Genomic DNA, 18,894 nt, shown 5'->3' on the forward strand with positions numbered 1-18,894 from the left:
TATCGCCCCTGTCGCTGCAGGCATCGGTTTGGGCGTTGGATCGTCCGCGCCGCCCGTGGTTAGCTGGAGGCCGGAAGCGGCGGGAGGAGGCCATGGCGACCGCGTCGAACCACGCCCACTTCGCGCGCCGCATGGACGATTTCTCGCGGCTGCTGACCTTCGACGCCCTGAGGCGCTTCGTCGCCGTGGCCGAATACGGCGGCTTCCGGCAGGCGGCGCGGCGCCTGCACATCGCCCAGCCCAGCCTGTCGCGTTCGATCCAGGACCTGGAGCGCCGGGTCGGGTCGCGGCTGTTCGTGCGCGGAGGGCGGGGCGTGACGCTGACCCCGGTCGGCGCGGTGCTGCTGAAGCACGCGCAGGTCATCTACGCCGACATGCGCCGCGCGGCCGACGAGATCGGCTCGATGCGCGCCGAGGTGCGGGGCGAACTGATCGTGGGCATCAACGCCAGCCTCGCGCCGCTCTTCCTGCCCAAGGTGATCGCCGCCTTCACCGCCGAGCTTCCGGCCGTCCGGGTCTACATGGTCGAGACGCGCGTCGACCACCTGCTGGCGGGGGTGGCCGAAAGCGAGTTCGAGATCGCGCTGGCGCCCGCGCCCGCCCAGCCGTTGGCGCCCGACCTCGAGGCCGAGCATGTGGGCGACTTCCCCTACGTGGTCGCCGCGCGGCCGGACCACCCGCTGGCCCAGGGCCAGGACGTGGCGATCGAGGAGCTCTGGCGCCATCCGTGGATCCTGCCCGAGCCCGGGACGATGGCGGCCCGGCGGATGGACGACCTCTTCCTGGCGGCGGGCGGCGGCTACCCGCCCGACGGCCTGTTCCGCACGGCGTCCTCCACCCTGGGCAAGGCGCTGGCGCGCGAGACGGGAAGCCTGTTCGTCGCGCCGCTGCTCACCCTGCGCAGCGAGCTGGCGGCGGGCGTGTTCCGGGTGGTGCGGGCGCCGGGCCTGCAACTGACCCACGATGTGGCGATCATCCGCCGGAGCGTGGAATCCGCGGCCCCTGCGACCCGCATCTTCGCGAGCAAGGTCCGCGCCGTCGCGAAGGCGCTCGAGGCGGACTCCCAGGACTTCATGGCCGCGGTCGACCCTCCGAGACGGCCCGGACCCGCAACGACTTGATGGGCGTCAAGGCGGGCCGCGCGCCGGCGCCCGAGGATCATGGCCGAGATTCGAGGCCATCCGCATGACCGTCGCCGACGCCGCCAGGGCGCCCAAGGCCCCCGGCATCCATCCCGGCCTGCCGTTCCATCCGCTGTCGATCGCCGTGCTGACGATCTCGGACACGCGGACGGAGGAGACCGACACGTCGGGCGGCCTGCTGGCCGACCGCCTGCAGGCGTCCGGCCACCGGCTGGCGGCCAGGGCCATCGTCGCCGACGAGGTGGACGCGATCCGGGCCCGGATCCGCGCCTGGGCCGACGATCCGGGGATCGACGTGATCCTGACCACCGGCGGCACCGGGTTTGCGCCCCGCGACGTGACGCCGGAGGCGGTCCGGCCGCTGCTCGCCCGCGAGATGGACGGCTTCCCGGTCGTGTTCCACCAGGCCAGCCAGGCCACGGTCGGCGTCTCGACCCTGCAGTCGCGGGCGCTCGCGGGGCAGATCGGCGAGACCTTCATCTTCTGCGTGCCGGGCTCCACCGGCGCCTGCCGCGATGCGTGGGACCTGGTGCTGGCGCTCGAATTCGACAGCCGGTTCAAGCCCTGTTCGCTCGTCGGCCAGGTTCCCCGCTACCGGGGGGTTTGCGCGTGACGACCTTCGACGAGGCCTGCCGGCGCGTCGCCGCCATCGCCACGCCGCTGGGCGCCGAGCCCGTCGCGCTCGACCAGGCCGCGGACCGCGTGTTGGCCGTCCCCGTCGTGGCCCGCCGCTCGGCGCCGCAGGCCGCCGTCTCGGCGATGGACGGCTATGCCGTGCGCGACGCCGACCTGGCCTCGGGGCCGACCCGGCTTCGGCTGGTCGGCGAGTCCTTCGCGGGGGCGCCGCAGGGCGGGCCGCGCCTGGAGGCGGGCGCCTGTGTCCGGATCTTCACCGGCGCGCCCCTGCCTTCGGGCGCCGACCGGGTGGTGATCCAGGAGGTCGTGCGACGCGACGGCGACGCCGTCGTGATCGCCGGGCGGCCGTCGCCGGCGCGGCACGTGCGCGCGGCGGGATCCGACTTCGCGGCGGGCGAGGTGCTGCTGGACGCGGGGACCCGGCTGACGCCGCAGGCGCTGGTCGCGGCCGCGGCCGCCGATCGCGAGGCGGTCGAGGTCCACGTCCGGCCCCGCGTGGCGGTGCTGAGCACGGGCGACGAACTGGTCGCGCCCGGCCGGTCGGCCGGCGCGCCGGGCACGATACCGGAAAGCGTCTCCTTCGGCGTGGACGCGCTGGCCCGCGCCTGGGGCGGCGAGGTGGTCGGCCGCCGGCGCCTGCGCGACGACCTGCCGAGCCTCGTCCGGGCCGCGGGGCGCGCGCTGGAGGAGGCGCACGTGGTGGTCGTCACCGGCGGCGCATCGGTCGGGGAGAGGGACTTCTCCAGGGCGATGTTCGAGCCCCTCGGGCTGCGCTTCGCGTTCGAGAAGGTGGACATCAAGCCCGGAAAGCCGGTGTGGGTCGGTCGGGTCGGCGCCCGCATCGTCGTCGGCCTACCGGGGAACCCGTCGGCGGCCATGGTCACCGCGCGGCTGTTCCTGGCGCCGATCCTGGCGGGGCTGAGCGGGCGGCGGGCGCAGGAGGCCTGGGCCTGGCGGACCGCGCCTCTCGCCGCGGCCCTGGGGGCGTGCGGCGACCGGGAATGCTTCCACCGCGGCCGGAGCGACTTCGACGGCGTGCGGCCGGTCGGCCGCCAGGACTCCAGCGCCCCGAAGGACCTGGCGACCGCCGACCTCCTGATCCGGCGGCGGGCCGATGCGCGCGCCCTGGAGGCGGGCGAGATCGTCGAGGTCCTGGCGTTCTGACGGCGCCGGCGCGTCCGACGCGCTTCGGCGGCGAACCGCGAGGTCCGCCGCCGCGCGACGCCCGATCCCGTGGGCGGAGCGCCGCCCCCGGGGTGTGTGCGCCGGGGGACGAGGCTCACCGCCCTCGGGCGTCAGCCCAGGAATGCGGCGAAGAGCTGCTCGTTCTCGAGCCGCATGTGTTCCCGCAGGTCCGCGTCGAGCTTGCGGCACAGGCGCATCAGCTCGCGCCAGGCGTCGCAGGCCGCCTCGGGTTCGGCGAAGTCGTGGGTGATGGCCCGCAGGCTCGCGAGCTGGCCGTCCACGTCGACGTGTTCGGCCATCATCCGGGCGATGGGGAACCGGACCATCGGCCCGCCGCCCGCCGCCAGCATCGGGAAGAGCACCTGCTCCTCGCGGCGCTGGTGGCTCTCGAGGTCGTCGAGCATCAGCGCCAGCAGATCGGCGAGGCCTTTCGGGCATCCGGGATCGGCGGCGTGGACCGCCTCGACCTTCCGGGCCAGGCGGATGGCTTCGGGAAACTCGCGCCGGTGGGTGTCGTGATAGCGGACCTGGATCAGCTCGATGAGGCCCGCGATGTCGGGGCGGGGCCGGGCGTCCGGATCCGGCGTCATCAGCGCGCAGCGGATCGGCGCGGCGTCGCCGCGGGGCGGGGCGGGGGTGAGGCTGGCGTCGTCGGGCACGTTTGGCTCCTTCCGTCCCTTCCTACGCCCTGCCGGCTGCGCCGGCCTTGAACCGGACCGGGCCGCGGCTTGATCTTCGACAAGTCGCGGCTTGCCGAAGTGGGGGCGGGCGGGGCGATCCGCTCAAGTGCGCCCCGCCCCGAATCGACCAGCCTGCCGCCCCCTTCCGGAGGCGATGGCGATGGCGTTCGACAACCCGCTCGCGGGCGAGATCTGGTCCGGCAAGTACCGCTACAATCCGGCGACCGGGGTGGGCGACGGGAGCCTCGAGGAGACCTGGGCGCGGGTCGCCCGCGCGCTGGCCGAGGCCGAGGCGCCCGAACTCCGCGCGGTGACGCGCGACCGCTTCGAAGCGGCGCTCCGCGACCACCGCTTCCTGCCGGCGGGGCGCATCCTGGCCGGCGCGGGGACCGGGCGGAACGTCACCCTGTTCAACTGCTTCGTCATGGGCCGGATCCCCGACGACCTGGGCGGCATCTTCCGTCACGTGCAGGAGGCGGCGGTGACGCTGCAGCAGGGCGGCGGCGTCGGCATGGACTTCTCCTCCATCCGCCCCGCCGGTTCGGCGGTGAAGGGCGTCGACGCCGAGGCGTCCGGCCCCTTGAGCTTCATGGACGTCTGGGACGCCATGTGCCGCACGATCCTCTCCGCGGGCCAGCGGCGGGGCGCGATGATGGGCTGCCTGCGCATCGACCATCCCGACATCGAGGCGTTCATCGACGCCAAGCGCGACGGCGCGCGGTTGCGCAACTTCAACCTCTCGGTGCTGGTGACCGACGCCTTCATGGCCGCGCTGGAGGCGGACGCCGACTGGCCGCTGGTGTTCGGGGGCGAGGCCAGGGGCTCCGTGCGGGCGGCCGATCTCTGGGCCCGGCTGATGCGGGCGACCTACGACGCCGCCGAGCCCGGGGTGATCTTCATCGACCGGGTCAACGCCCGGAACAACCTCGGCTATTGCGAAACCATCCTGGCCAGCAACCCGTGCGGCGAGCAGATGCTGCCGCCCTATGGGGCCTGCCTGCTGGGCTCGATCAACCTGGCGCGCCTCGTGGCCACGCCCTTCCAGCCCGGCGCCCTGCTGGACGAGGCCGGACTCCGCGAACTCACCCGGACCGCCGTGCGGATGCTCGACAACGTCATCGACGTCTCGCGCTATCCGCTCGAGCCGCAGGAAACCGAGGCGAAGGCCAAGCGCCGGATCGGCCTGGGCGTCACCGGCCTGGCCGACGCCCTGGTGTTCTGCGGCGTGGCCTACGGCAGCGACCGCGCGGTGGAACTGACGGGCCGGTGGCTTGCGACGATCAAGCGCGAGGCCTATCGCGCGTCGGCCGGGCTCGCGGCCGAAAAGGGCGCGTTCCCGCTCTACGATCCCGCCATCCTGGCGCGGCCGAACCTGGCGGCCCTGGACGGCGAGACCCGCGAGCTCATCGCCCGCCACGGCCTGCGCAACGGCTGCCTCACCTCGATCGCGCCGACCGGCACCACCTCGCTGCTGGCCGGCAACGTCTCGTCCGGCATCGAGCCGGTCTTCGCCTATTCCTACGTCCGCAAGGTGCGGCAGGCCGACGGGTCGCGACGCGAGGAGCCCGTCGAGGACTATGCGCTGGCGGTCTGGAAGCGGCTGCACGGCGAGGCGCCGCCGCCGCAGGACATCTTCGTCAGCGCCCAGACCCTGACCCCCGAGGACCACGTCCGGATGCAGGCCGCCGCCCAGGCCCAGGCCGACAGCTCGATCTCCAAGACCGTGAACTGCCCGGAGGAGATGGCGTTCGACGCCTTCGGGGACATCTACCGCCTGGGGTGGCGCAGCGGCTGCAAGGGCATGACCACCTACCGGCCCAACGCGGTCACGGGCTCGGTGCTCTCGGTGGAGCCGGGCGGCCCCACGCCCGCCGGCCCCACGCCCGCCGGCCCGGTCCTGGCGCCGCGTCCCGAGGCGCTGGAAGGCGCGACCTACAAGCTGGTCTGGCCGGAGAGCGCGCACGCCGTCTACGTCACGCTCAACGACACCGAGGCGGACGGCGTCCGGCGGCCGTTCGAGATCTTCATCAACTCCAAGAACATGGACCACTACGCCTGGACCCTCGGACTCACGCGCATGATCTCGGCGGTGTTCCGGCGCGGCGGCGACGTGGGCTTCGTGGCCGAGGAGCTGAAGGCGGTGTTCGATCCCCGCGGCGGCGCCTGGCTGGGCGGGCGGTATGTCCCTTCGCTGCTGGCGGCGATCGGCGGCGTGATCGAGCGTCACCTCGTCGCGACCGGCGCGGACCCCGGCGCGGACCCCGAGGCGCCGGCGAGGGCGACGCCGGGGCCGCGCGGCCAGGCCTGCTGTCCGCGCTGCGGGGGTTTCGAGCTCATCCGCAAGGAGGGCTGCGACAGTTGCCTGTCCTGCGGCTACTCGAAGTGCGGATAGCCGCCGCTTGACGTCCGTCAAGGCGCCCCGGAGGCGCCGGGCTATCCTGGCCGCATGATCAGCACCGCAGCCGCACGACGCGCCTACGAAGGGCCGGCGCTGTTCAGCTTCGGCTTCCGGCCCTTCTTCCTCTTCGGCGCCATCTGGAGCGCCGCGGTCGTGCCGCTCTGGCTGTACAGCTACTTCCACGGCGGCTTCGAGGCCCTGACCCGCGAGTGGCACATCCACGAGATGATCTTCGGGTTCCTGGGCGCGGTGATCGCGGGCTTCCTCACCACGGCCGTACCCAACTGGACCGGCCGGATGCCCGTCGTCGGCGCGCCGCTCTGCGGGCTGGTGGCGCTCTGGATGCTGGGCCGCGTGGCGATGCTCTACCCGGGGATCCTGGGCGCCGCAGCGGCAGTGATCGACAGCCTGTTCCTCCTGGCCTTCGCCGCCGTGATCTGGCGCGAGGTCCTGACAGGCCGCAATTGGCGCAACCTGCCGGTCTGCGGCCTGGTCACCGTCTTCGCCCTGGCCAACGTTGCGTCCCACCTGCCGGCGACGGTCGCCAGCGAGGCCGGTGTCCGTCTCGCCCTGGCCGCTGCGAGCGTGCTCATCGCCCTGATCGGCGGCCGTATCGTCCCCAGCTTCACGCGTAACTGGATGAAGGCGCGGTCCCTGGCGCCGGAGCCGGCGCTCTTCGGACCCGTCGATCGGGCGGCGCTGGGCCTGACCGTCGTCGGCGCCGGCCTCTGGGTCGTCGCGCCGCAGGCCGCGGTGAGCGGCCTGGCGCTCGGGTTGGCCGGCCTCGCCCATCTCGTCCGCCTGGCCCGCTGGCGGGGCTGGCGCGCGGCCGCCGAGCCGCTCGTCTGGATCCTGCACCTCGGCTACGGCTGGCTGGGCGCCGGCCTGCTGCTGCTGGGCGGCGCATCGCTGGACCCTGCCGTCGTGCCGCGCTCGGCCGGCGTCCACGCCCTGACCGCCGGCGCGGTGGGGGTGATGACCCTGGCCGTCATGACCCGCGCGACGCGGGGCCATACGGGCCGGCCGCTCGCGGCGGGCGCCGGCACCCTGGCGATCTACGTGGCCATCAACGGCGCGGCCCTGCTGCGGGTCGCCGCGCCGTTCTCCGGCGCCGGCCAGCCCTGGCTCCTCGGCGCTTCGGGTCTGGCCTGGTCCCTGGCCTTCGGCGGCTTCGCGCTCGCCTACGGGCGGATGCTGACGACCCCGCGGCCGCGGGCGGCATGATCTTCGCCCATGCGCGCCGGACCGCCGGGCCGGCAGGCGCCGGCGAGGGAACCCGCGCCGGGGAGGGGGCCAGGGTGGACGGCCTCGTCGACGGCTTCGGCCGCCGCTTCCACTACCTGCGCCTCTCGGTCACCGAGGTCTGCAACTTCCGCTGCACCTATTGCCTGCCGGACGGGTTCAGGAAGACCGCGCCGCTGACCTTCCTGACGCCGCTCGAATGCGAGCGCGTGGTGCGGGCGTTCGCCGGCCTGGGGGTCTCCAAGGTCCGCGTGACGGGCGGCGAGCCCAGTGTGCGCCGCGACCTGCCCGAGATCATCGCGCGCGCGGCGTCGGTCCCCGGAATCCGGAAGGTCTGCATCACGACCAACGGCTGGAACCTCGGCCGCCAGGTCGCCGGCTGGCGCGACGCGGGCCTCACCAACCTCAACGTCAGCATCGACTCCCTGGATCGCGAGGGGTTCCGCCGGATCACCGGGCACGACCGGTTGCCGGCCGTGGTCGCCGGGCTGGACCGCGCCCTGGAGCTGGGCCTTCCGGTCGTCAAGGTGAACGGGGTCCTGCTGCGCGACACCGCCGAGGCGGGCTTCGAGGCCTTCGCCGACTTCGTCCGGGCGCGGCCGGTCGCCGTGCGGTTCATCGAGCTGATGCGGACCGGCGACAACGCCGACTTCTTCGCCGACCAGCATGTGCCGGGCGCGCGGCTCACCGACTGGCTCACGGCCCGCGGCTGGACGCCGCGCGCGCGGGCGTTCGACGACGGACCGGCGATCGAGATGGTCCATCCCGACCACGCCGGGCGCATCGGCCTGATCGCGCCCTACGCGCCGGGCTTCTGCGACGGTTGCAACCGGCTGCGCATCACCGCCCGCGGCCAGTTGCGCCTGTGCCTGTTCGGCGAGCTCGGCGTCGGCCTGAAGGACCTGCTGGAGGCCGACGAGCCCGAGGCGCTCCGGGCGCGGATCCTGCGCGCGCTCGCCGGCAAGCCCGCCGGGCATCGGCTGCACGAGGCCGACAGCGGCGACACGCGCCAACTGGCGCAGTTCGGGGGCTGACGGCCTCCGGGCCGGGGCGGGGCCTCAGGCGGCGTGCGTGCGGTCGTCGCCCTGGGGCCAACGCTCGCGCTGCGCCTTGCCGGTCACGCCGCCGGAAACCGGCTGGTGGTTGTCGATCAGCGGATCGGGCTTGGCGAGGCGCTCCAGCACGGCGGGGCGGGTGATCGTGACCGACGGCCCGTTCACCTCGACCCCGTAGTCGGCCAGGGCGGCCAGCGATCGCGACAGGTTCTCCGGCGTCATGCCCAGCAGCGAGGCCAGCATGCGCTTTTCGGTCGGGAGGGCGAACGTGGGCTCGCCGCCCTGGCGCAGGCGCTGGGTGATCAGGTAGTTCGCCAGGCGCTCGAGGCCGCCCCGCAGCTTCTGGTTCTTCAGCGATCGCACGAGACCGCGATAGCAGCCGGCCATCTCCTGGGCCACGGCGACGGCGAAACGCGCGTCCTCGGACATGACCCGCCGCATCGCCGCCCCGGAGAGCATCAGGATGTCCGATCGCTCCACGGTCCGCGCGCTCATCAGGCCGTCGGCGTCGAGCACCACGGCCGCCAGGATGAAGGTGGAGACCGGCCGCAGGATCGCCAGCGTGGTCTCCTTGTCGTTCCAGGTGCCTTCAAGCTCGACGACGCCGTCGAGCAGCACATAGAGGAAATCGACCGGGTCGCCTTCCAGCAGAAGCGTCGTCCCGGCGGGAAACCGTTGCAGGAACGCTCCGGCGGTCAGGGTCCGGAACGTGTCGTCGGAGCAGTCCGAAAACAGCGGCAGCGCCCTGACCCGCTCCAGATCGACGTCCCGCATCGCACCTGCCCTTGCCTACTGGGGGACAGGGGTGCGGCCGCCGGCCCGGTCGCGCCTTGATCTGGGTCAAGCGAGGCCCGGGCTTGATGTTCGTCAATCGGACAGATGATCCAAGTCTAGTGACAAGTATCGGATCGTGGGTGCTGGCGGGAGACTGTGCGGTATTCCGATCTTTTCTTTTGTACGCCAGAGATCGATTGACGTTGATCAAACGTCCTTCGCCGGTCTTGCAGCACTAAGGCGATGAAGCGGCGTCCCTCGGCGTCGCGCTCCCGTTGAGACCGCCGTGACCGACGTTTCCGCCCCGTCCCAGCCCGGCGCCAACACCGCCCTCGGCATGAGCACGTTCGCGTTCACCGCCTGCTTTGCGGTGTGGACGGTGTTCTCCATCATCGGCATCCGCATCAAGCAGGAGCTCGGCCTGACGGAAGCCGAGTTCGGCCTGCTGGCCGGCACGCCGATCCTCACCGGCTCGCTGATCCGCGTCCCGCTCGGCATCTGGGCCGACCAGATGGGCGGGCGGGTGGTGAACCTCGCGGTGATGCTGTCGGCCGCGGCGGCGACCTGGCTGCTCTCCTACGCACACACCTACCCGCAGTTCCTGCTGGCGGCGCTGGGCGTGGGCCTGGCGGGCGGCAGCTTCTCGGTCGGCGTGGCCTACGTCTCGAAATTCTTCTCCAAGGCCCGGCAGGGCACGGCGCTCGGCATCTTCGGGGCCGGCAACGTCGGCGCCGCGGTGACCAAGTTCGCCGCGCCCTTCGTGATGCTGGCCTTCGGCTGGCAGGCGGTCGCCCAGGTGTGGGCGAGCGCGCTGGCGGTGATCGCGGTGGCCTGTTTCCTCGTCACGCGCGACGACCCGGAGCTGGTCGCCCGGCGCCGCTCCGGCGCGAAGGCGACATCGGCGCTGATGCAACTCGAGCCGTTGAGGCGGCTCCAGGTCTGGCGCTTCGCGCTCTACTACTTCTTCTGCTTCGGGGCGTTCGTGGCCCTGTCGCTGTGGTTGCCCCACTACCTGGTGGCGGTCTACCGCCTGCCGCTCATCGCCGCCGGAATGCTGGCGGCGGCCTATTCGATCCCCGGTTCGCTGTTCCGGGTGTTCGGCGGCTGGCTCTCCGACCGGATCGGGGCGCGCCGCGTGATGTACATCACCTTCGGCGTCAGCGTCGCCTGCACCTTCCTGCTGTCGTACCCGGCCACGACCTACATCGTCGACGGCATCGGCGGCCCGATCACCTTCCGCCTCGCGCTCGGCCTGGTCCCGTTCGTGGCGCTGCTGTTCTGCCTGGGGTTCGCCATGAGCCTGGGCAAGGCGGCCGTCTACAAGCACATCCCGGTCTACTATCCCGACACCATCGGCTCGGTCGGCGGCCTCGTGGGCATGATCGGCGGGCTGGGCGGTTTCGTCCTGCCGATCGCCTTCGGCGCGCTGAACGACCTGACCCACGTCTGGACGAGCTGCTTCATGCTGCTGTTCGTCCTGGTGGCGGGCGCGCTGGCCTGGATGCACTTCGCGATCCGCCGCATGGAGCGCGCCCGGACGCCGCAGCTTCGGGACCTGCCCGAGCTGCCCGAGATGGTCGGCCTTTCCCCAGAACCCCGAGCGGGCGCGGCGGCCAGTCCCCTGCGCGCCGCCGGATAGCACGAGAGGACCCAACCTCATGGCCAGACCTCGCCATGTGCTGAACGACTGGCGCCCCGAGGACCCCGCGTTCTGGAACGCGACGGGCAAGCGGATCGCCACGCGCAACCTGTGGATCTCGATCCCGAACCTCACCCTGGCCTTCGCGGTCTGGATGGTGTGGTCGATGGTCGTGGCCAAGCTGAAGCTGATCGGCTTCAGGTTCACCACCGACCAGCTCTTCTGGCTGACCGCCCTGCCGGCCCTGTCGGGGGCGACCCTGCGCGTCTTCTACAGCTTCATGGTGCCGATCTTCGGCGGCCGGCTCTGGACCACGCTGTCGACCCTGTCGCTCCTGGTCCCCGCCATCGGCATCGGCCTGGCGGTCCAGAACCCCGACACGCCCTACTGGACCTTCGTGATGCTCTCGCTGCTGTGCGGCCTGGGCGGCGGCAACTTCGCGTCCTCCATGGGCAACATCTCGTTCTTCTACCCGAAGGCCGAGAAGGGCAACGCGCTCGCCATGAACGCCGGGTTCGGCAACCTCGGCGTCAGCCTCATGCAGTTCCTGGTGCCGGTGGTGACGGGCGTCGCCCTCCTGCCGATCGCCGGTCCCGCGCAGCTTTCGGTGGACGCGGGCCTGGGCGTGACCGCGCCGGTCTGGATGCAGAACGCCGGCTACGTCTGGGTCCCGTTCATCCTCGTGGCGGCGCTCGTCGCCTGGTTCGGCATGAACGACATCGGCTCGGCCAAGGCTTCGTTCTCCAGCCAGGCGGTCGTGTTCAGGCGCCGCCACAACTGGATCATGTGCTGGCTCTACCTCGGGACCTTTGGCTCGTTCCTCGGCTTCTCGGCGGCCTTCCCGCTGCTGTCGAAGACGCTCTTCCCGCACATCCTGGTGCTGAAGCTGGCCTTCCTGGGTCCCCTCGTGGGCGCCGCCTCGCGGGCGCTGACGGGCTGGGTCTCGGACAGGTTCGGCGGGGAGCGGGTGACCCACTACGTCTTCCTGGCCATGGCGCTCGGCGTGCTGGGCGTCCTGCAGGGCGTCGGCGCCTTCCACGCCGACCCGTCGTTCCCGGTGTTCTTCGCCAGCTTCCTGTGGCTGTTCTTCTGGACGGGCGTCGGCAACGCTTCGACGTTCCAGATGATCCCCGCGATCGTCCGCTCCGACATGCCCCGCCTGATGCCGGACGCCGCGGCGGACGTGCGGCTGAAGGCGGCGGAGATGGAGTCGGCGGCCATCGTCGGCTTCACCTCGGCGGTCGGCGCCTTCGGCGGCTTCTTCATCCCCAAGGCGTTCGGGGATTCGCTCAAGGCGACCGGCGGGCCCGAGACCGCCCTCTACATCTTCCTCGTCTTCTACGTGAGCTGCGTGGCCCTGAACTGGGTCGTCTACGGCCGCCGGGGCTCGCTCCTGCACGTCGCGCAAGCCACGCCTGCAAAGGTCACCGCAGAATGAGCAACACCCTCGACCGCCTCGCGTTCTTCACGCGCAGGACCGAGCTGTTCTCGGACGGCCACGGCGTGATGAACGACGAGGATCGCGCCTGGGAGGAGGCCTACCGGTCCCGCTGGCGCCACGACAAGATCGTCCGCTCCACCCACGGCGTGAACTGCACGGGCTCCTGCTCGTGGAAGATCTACGTCAAGGGCGGGATCGTCACCTGGGAGACGCAGCAGACCGACTATCCGCGCACGCGGCCGGAGCTGCCCAACCATGAGCCGCGCGGCTGCGCCCGCGGCGCCAGCTATAGCTGGTACCTCTACTCGGCCAACCGCGTGAAGTATCCGCTGGTCCGCGGCCGGCTCCTGAAGCTCTGGCGCGAAGCCCGGGCCACCCAGGCGCCGGTGGCGGCCTGGGCCTCGATCCAGGCCGACGCCGGCAAGCGCAGGTCCTACACCGCCATGCGCGGCTCGGGCGGCTTCGTGCGCGCTACCTGGGACGAGGTCACCGAGATCGTGGCCGCGGCCAACGCGCATACGGTCAGGCGGTGGGGCCCGGACCGGGTGTTCGGCTTCTCGCCGATCCCGGCGATGTCGATGGTCTCCTACGCCGCCGGCGCCCGCTACCTCCAGCTCCTCGGCGGGGTCTGCGGCTCGTTCTACGACTGGTACTGCGACCTGCCGCCCTCGTCGCCGCAGACCTGGGGCGAACAGACCGACGTCGCCGAGAGCGCCGACTGGTACAACGCCGGCTTCCTGATGCTGTGGGGCTCCAACGTCCCGCAGACCCGGACCCCCGACGCCCACTTCTACACCGAGGCCCGCTACCGCGGCGCCAAGTCGGTGGTGATCTGCCCGGACTACTCGGAGGCCTCGAAGTTCTCCGACCTGTGGCTGCCGGTGAAGCAGGGCACGGACGCGGCGCTCGCCATGGCGTTCGGCCACGTGATCCTCAAGGAGTTCCACGTCGACCGCCAGGTCCCGTACTTCCGCGACTACCTGCGCCGATATTCCGACCTGCCGATGCTGGTGCGCCTGGTCCCGCAGGACGGCGGCTACGTCTCCGAGCGCCTGCTGCGGGCCGCCGACTTCGAGGGCGGCCTGGGCGAGGCCAACAATCCCGACTGGAAGACCGTCGCGCTCGACGAGGCGACCGGGCGGATCGTCGTGCCCAACGGCTCGATCGGCTTCCGCTGGGGCGAGGACGGCAAGTGGAACCTGGAGGAGAAGGACTCCGCCGGCGCCGGGACGGTCCTGCGCCTGGGCCTGAACGGCGTCCACGACGAGGTGGTCGGCGTCCGCTTCCCCTATTTCGCCAACACCGCCTCCAACGGCTTCGCCGCCACCGACCATCCCGACGTGCTGGTGCGCAACGTGCCGGCGAAGCGGCTCAAGCTCGCCGACGGGGAGGCGCTGGTCGCCAGCGTCTACGACCTGTTCCTCGCCAACTACGGCGTCGACCAGGGGCTGGGCGGCGAGCATATGCCGGCGGGCTTCGACGATCCCGAGCCCTATTCGCCGGCCTGGGCCGAGGCGATCACCACGGTGCCGCGCGACCAGATCATCGCGGTCGCCCGCGGCTTCGCCACCAACGCCGAGAAGACCAACGGGCGTTCGATGGTGATCATCGGCGCGGCGATGAACCACTGGTTCCACATGGACATGAACTACCGCGGCGTCATCAACATGCTGGTGATGTGCGGGTGCGTGGGCCAGTCGGGCGGCGGCTGGAGCCACTACGTCGGCCAGGAGAAGCTGCGCCCGCAGACCGGCTGGGCGCCGCTGGCCTTCGCCACCGACTGGATCCGTCCGCCACGGCAGCAGAACTCGACCTCGTTCTTCTACGCCCACACCGACCAGTACCGGTACGAGACGGTCAGCGCCTCGGAGATCCTGTCGCCGACCGCCCCGGACGGGCCGTGGGACGCCTCGCTGATCGACTTCAACGTGCGCGCCGAGCGCATGGGCTGGCTGCCGTCGGCGCCGGCGCTGAAGACCAATCCGCTGGACGTCGCCCGCGCGGCGGATGCGGCCGGCGTCGACCCCAGGGTCTTCGCGGTGCGCGAGCTCGAGGCGCGCAACCTCGAGCTCTCCTGCCACGACCCCGACGATCCGGCCAACTGGCCGCGCAACATGTTCGTCTGGCGCTCGAACCTGCTGGGCTCGTCCGGCAAGGGGCACGAGTACTTCCTGAAGCACCTCCTGGGCGCCGCCCACGGCGTGCAGGGCAAGGACCTCGGGGTGATGGGGCGGCAGAAGCCCCGCGACGTGGCCTGGCATGACGAGGCGCCGGAAGGGAAGCTCGACCTCCTGGTCACCCTCGACTTCCGGATGTCCACGACGGCGGTCTACTCCGACATCGTGCTTCCGACCGCCACCTGGTACGAGAAGAACGACCTCAACACCTCCGACATGCACCCGTTCATCCACCCGCTCTCCGCGGCGGTGGACCCGGCGTGGGAGTCGAAGTCGGACTGGGAGATCTTCAAGGCGATCGCGCGGAAGTTCTCCGAGGTGGCGCCCGAGGTGCTGGGCGTCGAGAAGGACGTCGTGCTGACGCCCATCCAGCACGACAGCGCCGCGGAGCTGGCCCAGCCGTTCGACGTGAAGGACTGGTATCTCGGCGAATGCGAGCCGGTCCCCGGCAAGACCATGCCGCAGATCACGGTCGTGGAGCGCGACTACCCCAACCTCTACCGGCAGTTCACCTCGCTGGGCCCGCTGATGAGCAGGGCCGGCAACGGCGGCAAGGGCATGGCCTGGAACACCGAGCACGAGGTCGGCCTGCTGGGCGACCTGAACGGCCGGGTCCTGGAGCCGGGGCTCACCGAGGGCCTGCCGCGGATCGACACCGACATCGACGCCTGCGAGACCATCCTGACGCTCGCGCCGGAGACCAACGGCGAGGTGGCGGTCAAGGCCTGGGCGGCGCTCGAGAAGCAGACGGGGCGGGGACATACCCACCTGGCGGCGCCGAAGGAGGACGAGAAGATCCGCTACCGCGACCTGGTCGCCCAGCCGCGGAAGATCATCTCCTCGCCGATCTGGTCGGGCCTGGAGAGCGAGCACGTCTGCTACAACGCCGGCTACACCAACGTCCACGAGCTGATCCCCTGGCGGACCCTGACCGGCCGCCAGCAGCTCTACCAGGACCATCTGTGGATGCGGGCGTTCGGCGAGGCCCTCTGCGTCTACAAGCCGCCGGTCGACCTGAAGACCACCTGGGTGAAGGGCAGGACGCCGAACGGCGAGACCGAGATCGTCCTCAACTTCATCACGCCGCACCAGAAGTGGGGCATCCATTCCACCTATTCCGACAACCTCCTCATGCTGACCCTGAACCGCGGCGGCCCGGTGGTGTGGATCTCGGAGGCGGACGCCCGGGCGGCGGGGATCGAGGACAACGACTGGATCGAGGCCTTCAACGCCAACGGCGCGCTGACGGCGCGCGCGGTGGTCTCCCAGCGCATCCGTGAAGGCACGACCTTCATGTACCACGCGCAGGAGAAGATCGTGAACACGCCGGGGTCGCAGATCACCGGCCTGCGCGGCGGAATCCACAACTCATGCACCCGCACCGTGCCCAAGCCCACGCACATGATCGGCGGCTACGCCCAGCTGGCCTACGGCTTCAACTACTACGGAACCGTGGGCTCCAACCGGGATGAGTTCGTCGTCGTCCGCAAGATGAACAAGGTCGATTGGCTGGACGGGCCCGCGACTTCGAAGGATTTCGCCCAATGAAAGTCCGCACCCAGATCGGCATGGTGCTGAACCTCGACAAGTGCATCGGGTGCCACACCTGCTCCGTCACCTGCAAGAACGTGTGGACCAACCGGCAGGGCGTTGAATACGCCTGGTTCAACAACGTCGAGACCAAGCCGGGCGTCGGCTATCCCAGGGATTGGGAAAACCAGAAGCGCTGGAACGGCGGCTGGGTCCGCAGGCCCAACGGCAGGATCGAGCCGAAGATGGGGGCCAAGTGGCGGATCCTGGCGAAGATCTTCGCCAACCCCGACCTGCCCGAGATCGACGACTACTACGAGCCCTTCGACTTCGACTACGGCCACCTGCAGTCGGCGCCGGAGGCGAAGGCGTTCCCCACCGCGCGCCCGCGCTCGCAGATCACCGGCCAGCGCATGGAGAAGATCGAATGGGGCCCCAACTGGGAGGAGATCCTGGGGGGCGAGTTCGCCCGGCGGAAGGCCGACTACAATTTCGAGGGGATCGAAAGCGAGATCTACGGCCAGTTCGAAAACACCTTCATGATGTACCTGCCGAGGCTGTGCGAGCACTGCCTCAACCCCGCGTGCGTCGCCGCCTGCCCGTCGGGCGCGATCTACAAGCGCGAGGAGGACGGCATCGTCCTGATCGATCAGGAGAAGTGCCGCGGCTGGCGCATGTGCGTCTCGGCCTGCCCCTACAAGAAGATCTACTACAACTGGGAGAGCGGTAAGTCCGAGAAGTGCACCTTCTGCTTCCCGCGCATCGAGGTGGGCCAGCCCACGGTCTGCTCCGAGACCTGCGTGGGCCGCATCCGCTACCTGGGCGTCCTGCTCTATGACGCCGACCGCATCGAGGCGGCCGCCGCGGCGCCCGACGAGACGGACCTCTACCAGGCCCAGCTCGACGTCTTCCTGGACCCCTTCGACCCGGCCGTGATCGACCAGGCCCGCCGCGACGGCGTGCCCGAGGCCTGGCTGGAGGCCGCGCGCCGCAGCCCGGTCTACAAGATGGCCATCGACTGGAAGGTCGCCTTCCCGCTGCACCCGGAATACCGGACCCTGCCGATGGTCTGGTACGTGCCGCCGCTGTCGCCGATCCAGTCGGCGGCCTCGGCCGGGGCGCTGGCCATGGACGGCGAGATGCCCGACGTGAGGTCGCTGCGCATCCCGGTGAGGTACCTGGCCAACCTGCTGACCGCCGGCGCCGAGCCGCCGGTGGTCCAGGCGCTGGAGCGCATGCTGGCCATGCGCGGCTACATGCGCGCCAAGACCATCGACGGGCGCATCGACCACGCCATCGCCGAGCGGGTGGGCCTGACCGCCGCCCAGATCGACGAGATGTACCGCTACATGGCGATCGCCGACTACGAGGACCGGTTCGTCATACCCACCACCCACCGCGAGACGGTGGAGGACGCCTACGACCTCAGGGGCTCCTGCGGCTTCACCTTCGGCAACGGCTGCTCCGGCGGCCGGACGGAACTGGGCCTGTTCGGGCCCAAGACGCGCTCGCGCGCCAAGACCCCCATGGAGGTCAAGTGATGTCCCTCAGCTATCGGGCGCTGGCCCTCCTGCTCAGCTATCCCACCGAGGCGACCCGCGGGCTGCTGCCCGACGCCACGGCGGTGCTGGCCGCCGACGAAGGCCTGCCGCGCGCGGTGCGCCGGGCGCTCGGCAAGCTCGCCGAGGACATCGCCACCGACGACATCTACGAGGCCCAGGAGCGCTACGTGTGGCTCTTCGACCGGACGCGCTCGCTGTCGCTGAACCTCTATGAGCACGTCCACGGCGAGAGCCGCGACCGCGGCCAGGCGATGGTGGCGCTGCTCGAGCTCTACCGCGCCAGGGGCCTGGAGCTGTCGGCCAACGAACTGCCCGACCACCTGCCGGTCTTCCTGGAGTTCCTGTCGACCCTGCCGGACGCGGAGGCCGCGTCGCTGCTGGGCGAGGCCGCCCACGTGCTGAGCGCGCTCGGCCAGCGCCTGCACAAGCGCCAGAGCCCGTACCGCGCGGTCTTCGGCGCGCTGACGGCGCTGGCCGCCGATCCGGCCGACGCCGCGGCGCTCGCCGCCCTGATGGCCGAGCCGGACGACAATCCCGACGACCTGGAGGCCATCGACAAGCTGTGGGCCGAGACCGCCGTGAGCTTCGGCCCGTCGGACGTCGGCTGCCCGAAGGCGGACGCGCTGGTCACCGCCATGAAGCAGGGCCCCGCGCCGGTGCGTCGCCCGCCGGCCGCTATGGGAGCCGCGTGATGGACTTCGACCAGATCGCCTTCGGGGTCTATCCCTACATCGCGCTCTCCGTCCTGGCGCTGGGCTCGGTGATCCGCTTCGACCGGGAGCCCTACACCTGGCGCACCGGCTCCTCGCAACTGCTGCGCCGCAAGCAGCTCGTCGCGGGCTCGGTCCTCTTCCACGTAGGCGTGCTGATGATCTTCGCCGGCCACTTCGTCGGCCTGCTGACCCCGATCTGGCTGTTCGACGCCCTGGGCGTGCCGCACGCCGCCAAGCAGATGCTGGCGATCGTCGCCGGCGGGGCCGCCGGCCTCCTCGCGCTGGCGGGCGGCGGCCTGCTGCTGCACCGGCGCCTGACCGATCCGCGCATCCGCAGGACGTCCAGCTTCGCCGACATCGCCATCCTGGTGCTGCTGATGGCCCAGCTTCTACTCGGCCTTTCCACCATCCCGGTGTCGCTGCAGCACCGTGACGGCCACGAGATGCTCAAGTTCATGACCTGGGCCCAGGGCGTGTTCACCTTCCAGCCGGGGGTGGCGAACCACGTCGCCGACGTCTCCTGGGTGTTCAAGGCCCACCTGCTGCTTGGGATGACCATCCTGCTGGTCTTCCCCTTCACCCGCCTCGTCCACATGCTCTCGGCGCCGGTCTGGTACCTCAATCGCCGCGGCTGGCAGCTTGTGCGCACCAGGCGGACCCTGCCCAGGCGTCCCGAGGTCCGCCCGGCGTCCGGCGCCCGGCCGCTGAAGGCGGAATAGC

14 protein-coding genes are annotated in these 18,894 nt (G+C 71.2%); 12 read left to right on the forward strand and 2 right to left on the reverse strand.

Features of this window, described 5'->3' with window-relative positions:
* Window positions 1–92: 92 nt before the first annotated feature.
* The 3 genes from KF737_RS20320 (at window position 93) to KF737_RS20330 (ending at window position 2,942) form a co-directional block, all read left to right on the forward strand.
* Entirely contained in the window at window positions 93–1,121 is a 1,029-nt protein-coding gene (locus KF737_RS20320; protein ID WP_296459544.1) for a LysR family transcriptional regulator, read from the forward strand.
* A 64-nt stretch (window positions 1,122–1,185) separates the two neighbouring features.
* A complete protein-coding gene (gene moaB / locus KF737_RS20325) occupies window positions 1,186–1,755 on the forward strand; it encodes a molybdenum cofactor biosynthesis protein B (RefSeq protein WP_296459547.1) in 570 nt (189 codons plus the stop codon).
* Window positions 1,752–2,942: a molybdopterin molybdotransferase MoeA gene (locus KF737_RS20330; RefSeq protein WP_296459549.1), complete on the forward strand. Its 1,191-nt coding sequence runs from the start codon at window positions 1,752–1,754 to the stop codon at window positions 2,940–2,942. Before moaB ends, KF737_RS20330 begins: the two co-directional genes overlap by 4 nt.
* Before the next feature lie 131 nt (window positions 2,943–3,073).
* Here KF737_RS20330 and KF737_RS20335 read toward each other — a convergent pair whose 3' ends face one another.
* Window positions 3,074–3,622, reverse strand: coding sequence for a hemerythrin domain-containing protein (locus KF737_RS20335; RefSeq protein WP_296459553.1), 549 nt, complete (start codon window positions 3,620–3,622; stop codon window positions 3,074–3,076).
* A 181-nt stretch (window positions 3,623–3,803) separates the two neighbouring features.
* Between KF737_RS20335 and KF737_RS20340 the strand changes: the two genes are divergently transcribed.
* From KF737_RS20340 to moaA, 3 genes are all read left to right on the forward strand, one after another.
* On the forward strand, window positions 3,804–6,035 hold the full coding sequence (locus KF737_RS20340; RefSeq protein WP_296459556.1) for an adenosylcobalamin-dependent ribonucleoside-diphosphate reductase: 2,232 nt from the start codon (window positions 3,804–3,806) through the stop codon (window positions 6,033–6,035).
* Window positions 6,036–6,089: 54 nt separating this feature from the next.
* Window positions 6,090–7,265 carry an NnrS family protein gene (locus tag KF737_RS20345; protein ID WP_296459559.1) on the forward strand — a complete coding sequence of 392 codons (1,176 nt, stop codon included), beginning with the start codon at window positions 6,090–6,092 and terminating at the stop codon, window positions 7,263–7,265.
* 74 nt (window positions 7,266–7,339) lie between these two features.
* Window positions 7,340–8,317 carry a GTP 3',8-cyclase MoaA gene (gene moaA / locus KF737_RS20350; RefSeq protein ID WP_296459562.1) on the forward strand — a complete coding sequence of 326 codons (978 nt, stop codon included), beginning with the start codon at window positions 7,340–7,342 and terminating at the stop codon, window positions 8,315–8,317.
* Window positions 8,318–8,341: 24 nt separating this feature from the next.
* Here moaA and KF737_RS20355 read toward each other — a convergent pair whose 3' ends face one another.
* Complete coding sequence (locus tag KF737_RS20355) at window positions 8,342–9,112, reverse strand: cyclic nucleotide-binding domain-containing protein (protein WP_296459565.1); 771 nt, start codon at window positions 9,110–9,112, stop codon at window positions 8,342–8,344.
* 286 nt (window positions 9,113–9,398) lie between these two features.
* Here KF737_RS20355 and KF737_RS20360 point away from each other — a divergent pair, with 286 nt between their 5' ends.
* The 6 genes from KF737_RS20360 to narI are packed head-to-tail and all read left to right on the forward strand — an operon-like array spanning window position 9,399 to window position 18,893.
* Window positions 9,399–10,751 (forward strand): nitrate/nitrite transporter, encoded by a 1,353-nt coding sequence (locus KF737_RS20360; RefSeq protein ID WP_296459568.1) that lies wholly within the window; start codon window positions 9,399–9,401, stop codon window positions 10,749–10,751.
* 19 nt (window positions 10,752–10,770) lie between these two features.
* Window positions 10,771–12,189: an MFS transporter gene (locus KF737_RS20365; RefSeq protein WP_296459571.1), complete on the forward strand. Its 1,419-nt coding sequence runs from the start codon at window positions 10,771–10,773 to the stop codon at window positions 12,187–12,189.
* On the forward strand, window positions 12,186–15,917 hold the full coding sequence (locus tag KF737_RS20370) for a nitrate reductase subunit alpha (protein WP_296459574.1): 3,732 nt from the start codon (window positions 12,186–12,188) through the stop codon (window positions 15,915–15,917). The genes KF737_RS20365 and KF737_RS20370 overlap by 4 nt, the downstream gene beginning before the upstream one ends.
* Window positions 15,914–17,440: a nitrate reductase subunit beta gene (gene narH / locus KF737_RS20375; RefSeq protein ID WP_296459578.1), complete on the forward strand. Its 1,527-nt coding sequence runs from the start codon at window positions 15,914–15,916 to the stop codon at window positions 17,438–17,440. Before KF737_RS20370 ends, narH begins: the two co-directional genes overlap by 4 nt.
* Complete coding sequence (narJ, locus tag KF737_RS20380; protein ID WP_296459581.1) at window positions 17,440–18,153, forward strand: nitrate reductase molybdenum cofactor assembly chaperone; 714 nt, start codon at window positions 17,440–17,442, stop codon at window positions 18,151–18,153. The genes narH and narJ overlap by 1 nt, the downstream gene beginning before the upstream one ends.
* On the forward strand, window positions 18,153–18,893 hold the full coding sequence (narI, locus tag KF737_RS20385) for a respiratory nitrate reductase subunit gamma (protein ID WP_296459627.1): 741 nt from the start codon (window positions 18,153–18,155) through the stop codon (window positions 18,891–18,893). The genes narJ and narI overlap by 1 nt, the downstream gene beginning before the upstream one ends.
* Window position 18,894 lies beyond the last annotated feature (1 nt).

Source organism: Phenylobacterium sp. (assembly GCF_019636135.1).
In the GTDB taxonomy this organism is placed as follows: Bacteria; Pseudomonadota; Alphaproteobacteria; order Caulobacterales; family Caulobacteraceae; genus Phenylobacterium.

Coding starts and splice junctions, on each gene's coding strand:
- moaB (WP_296459547.1), top strand. CDS start 1,186: ATGACCGTCGCCGACGCCGCCAGGGCGCCCAAGGCCCCCGGCATCCAT.
- KF737_RS20355 (WP_296459565.1), bottom strand. CDS start 9,112: ATGCGGGACGTCGATCTGGAGCGGGTCAGGGCGCTGCCGCTGTTTTCG.
- narJ (WP_296459581.1), top strand. CDS start 17,440: ATGTCCCTCAGCTATCGGGCGCTGGCCCTCCTGCTCAGCTATCCCACC.
- KF737_RS20320 (WP_296459544.1), top strand. CDS start 93: ATGGCGACCGCGTCGAACCACGCCCACTTCGCGCGCCGCATGGACGAT.
- KF737_RS20340 (WP_296459556.1), top strand. CDS start 3,804: ATGGCGTTCGACAACCCGCTCGCGGGCGAGATCTGGTCCGGCAAGTAC.
- KF737_RS20365 (WP_296459571.1), top strand. CDS start 10,771: ATGGCCAGACCTCGCCATGTGCTGAACGACTGGCGCCCCGAGGACCCC.
- narI (WP_296459627.1), top strand. CDS start 18,153: ATGGACTTCGACCAGATCGCCTTCGGGGTCTATCCCTACATCGCGCTC.
- narH (WP_296459578.1), top strand. CDS start 15,914: ATGAAAGTCCGCACCCAGATCGGCATGGTGCTGAACCTCGACAAGTGC.
- KF737_RS20345 (WP_296459559.1), top strand. CDS start 6,090: ATGATCAGCACCGCAGCCGCACGACGCGCCTACGAAGGGCCGGCGCTG.
- KF737_RS20370 (WP_296459574.1), top strand. CDS start 12,186: ATGAGCAACACCCTCGACCGCCTCGCGTTCTTCACGCGCAGGACCGAG.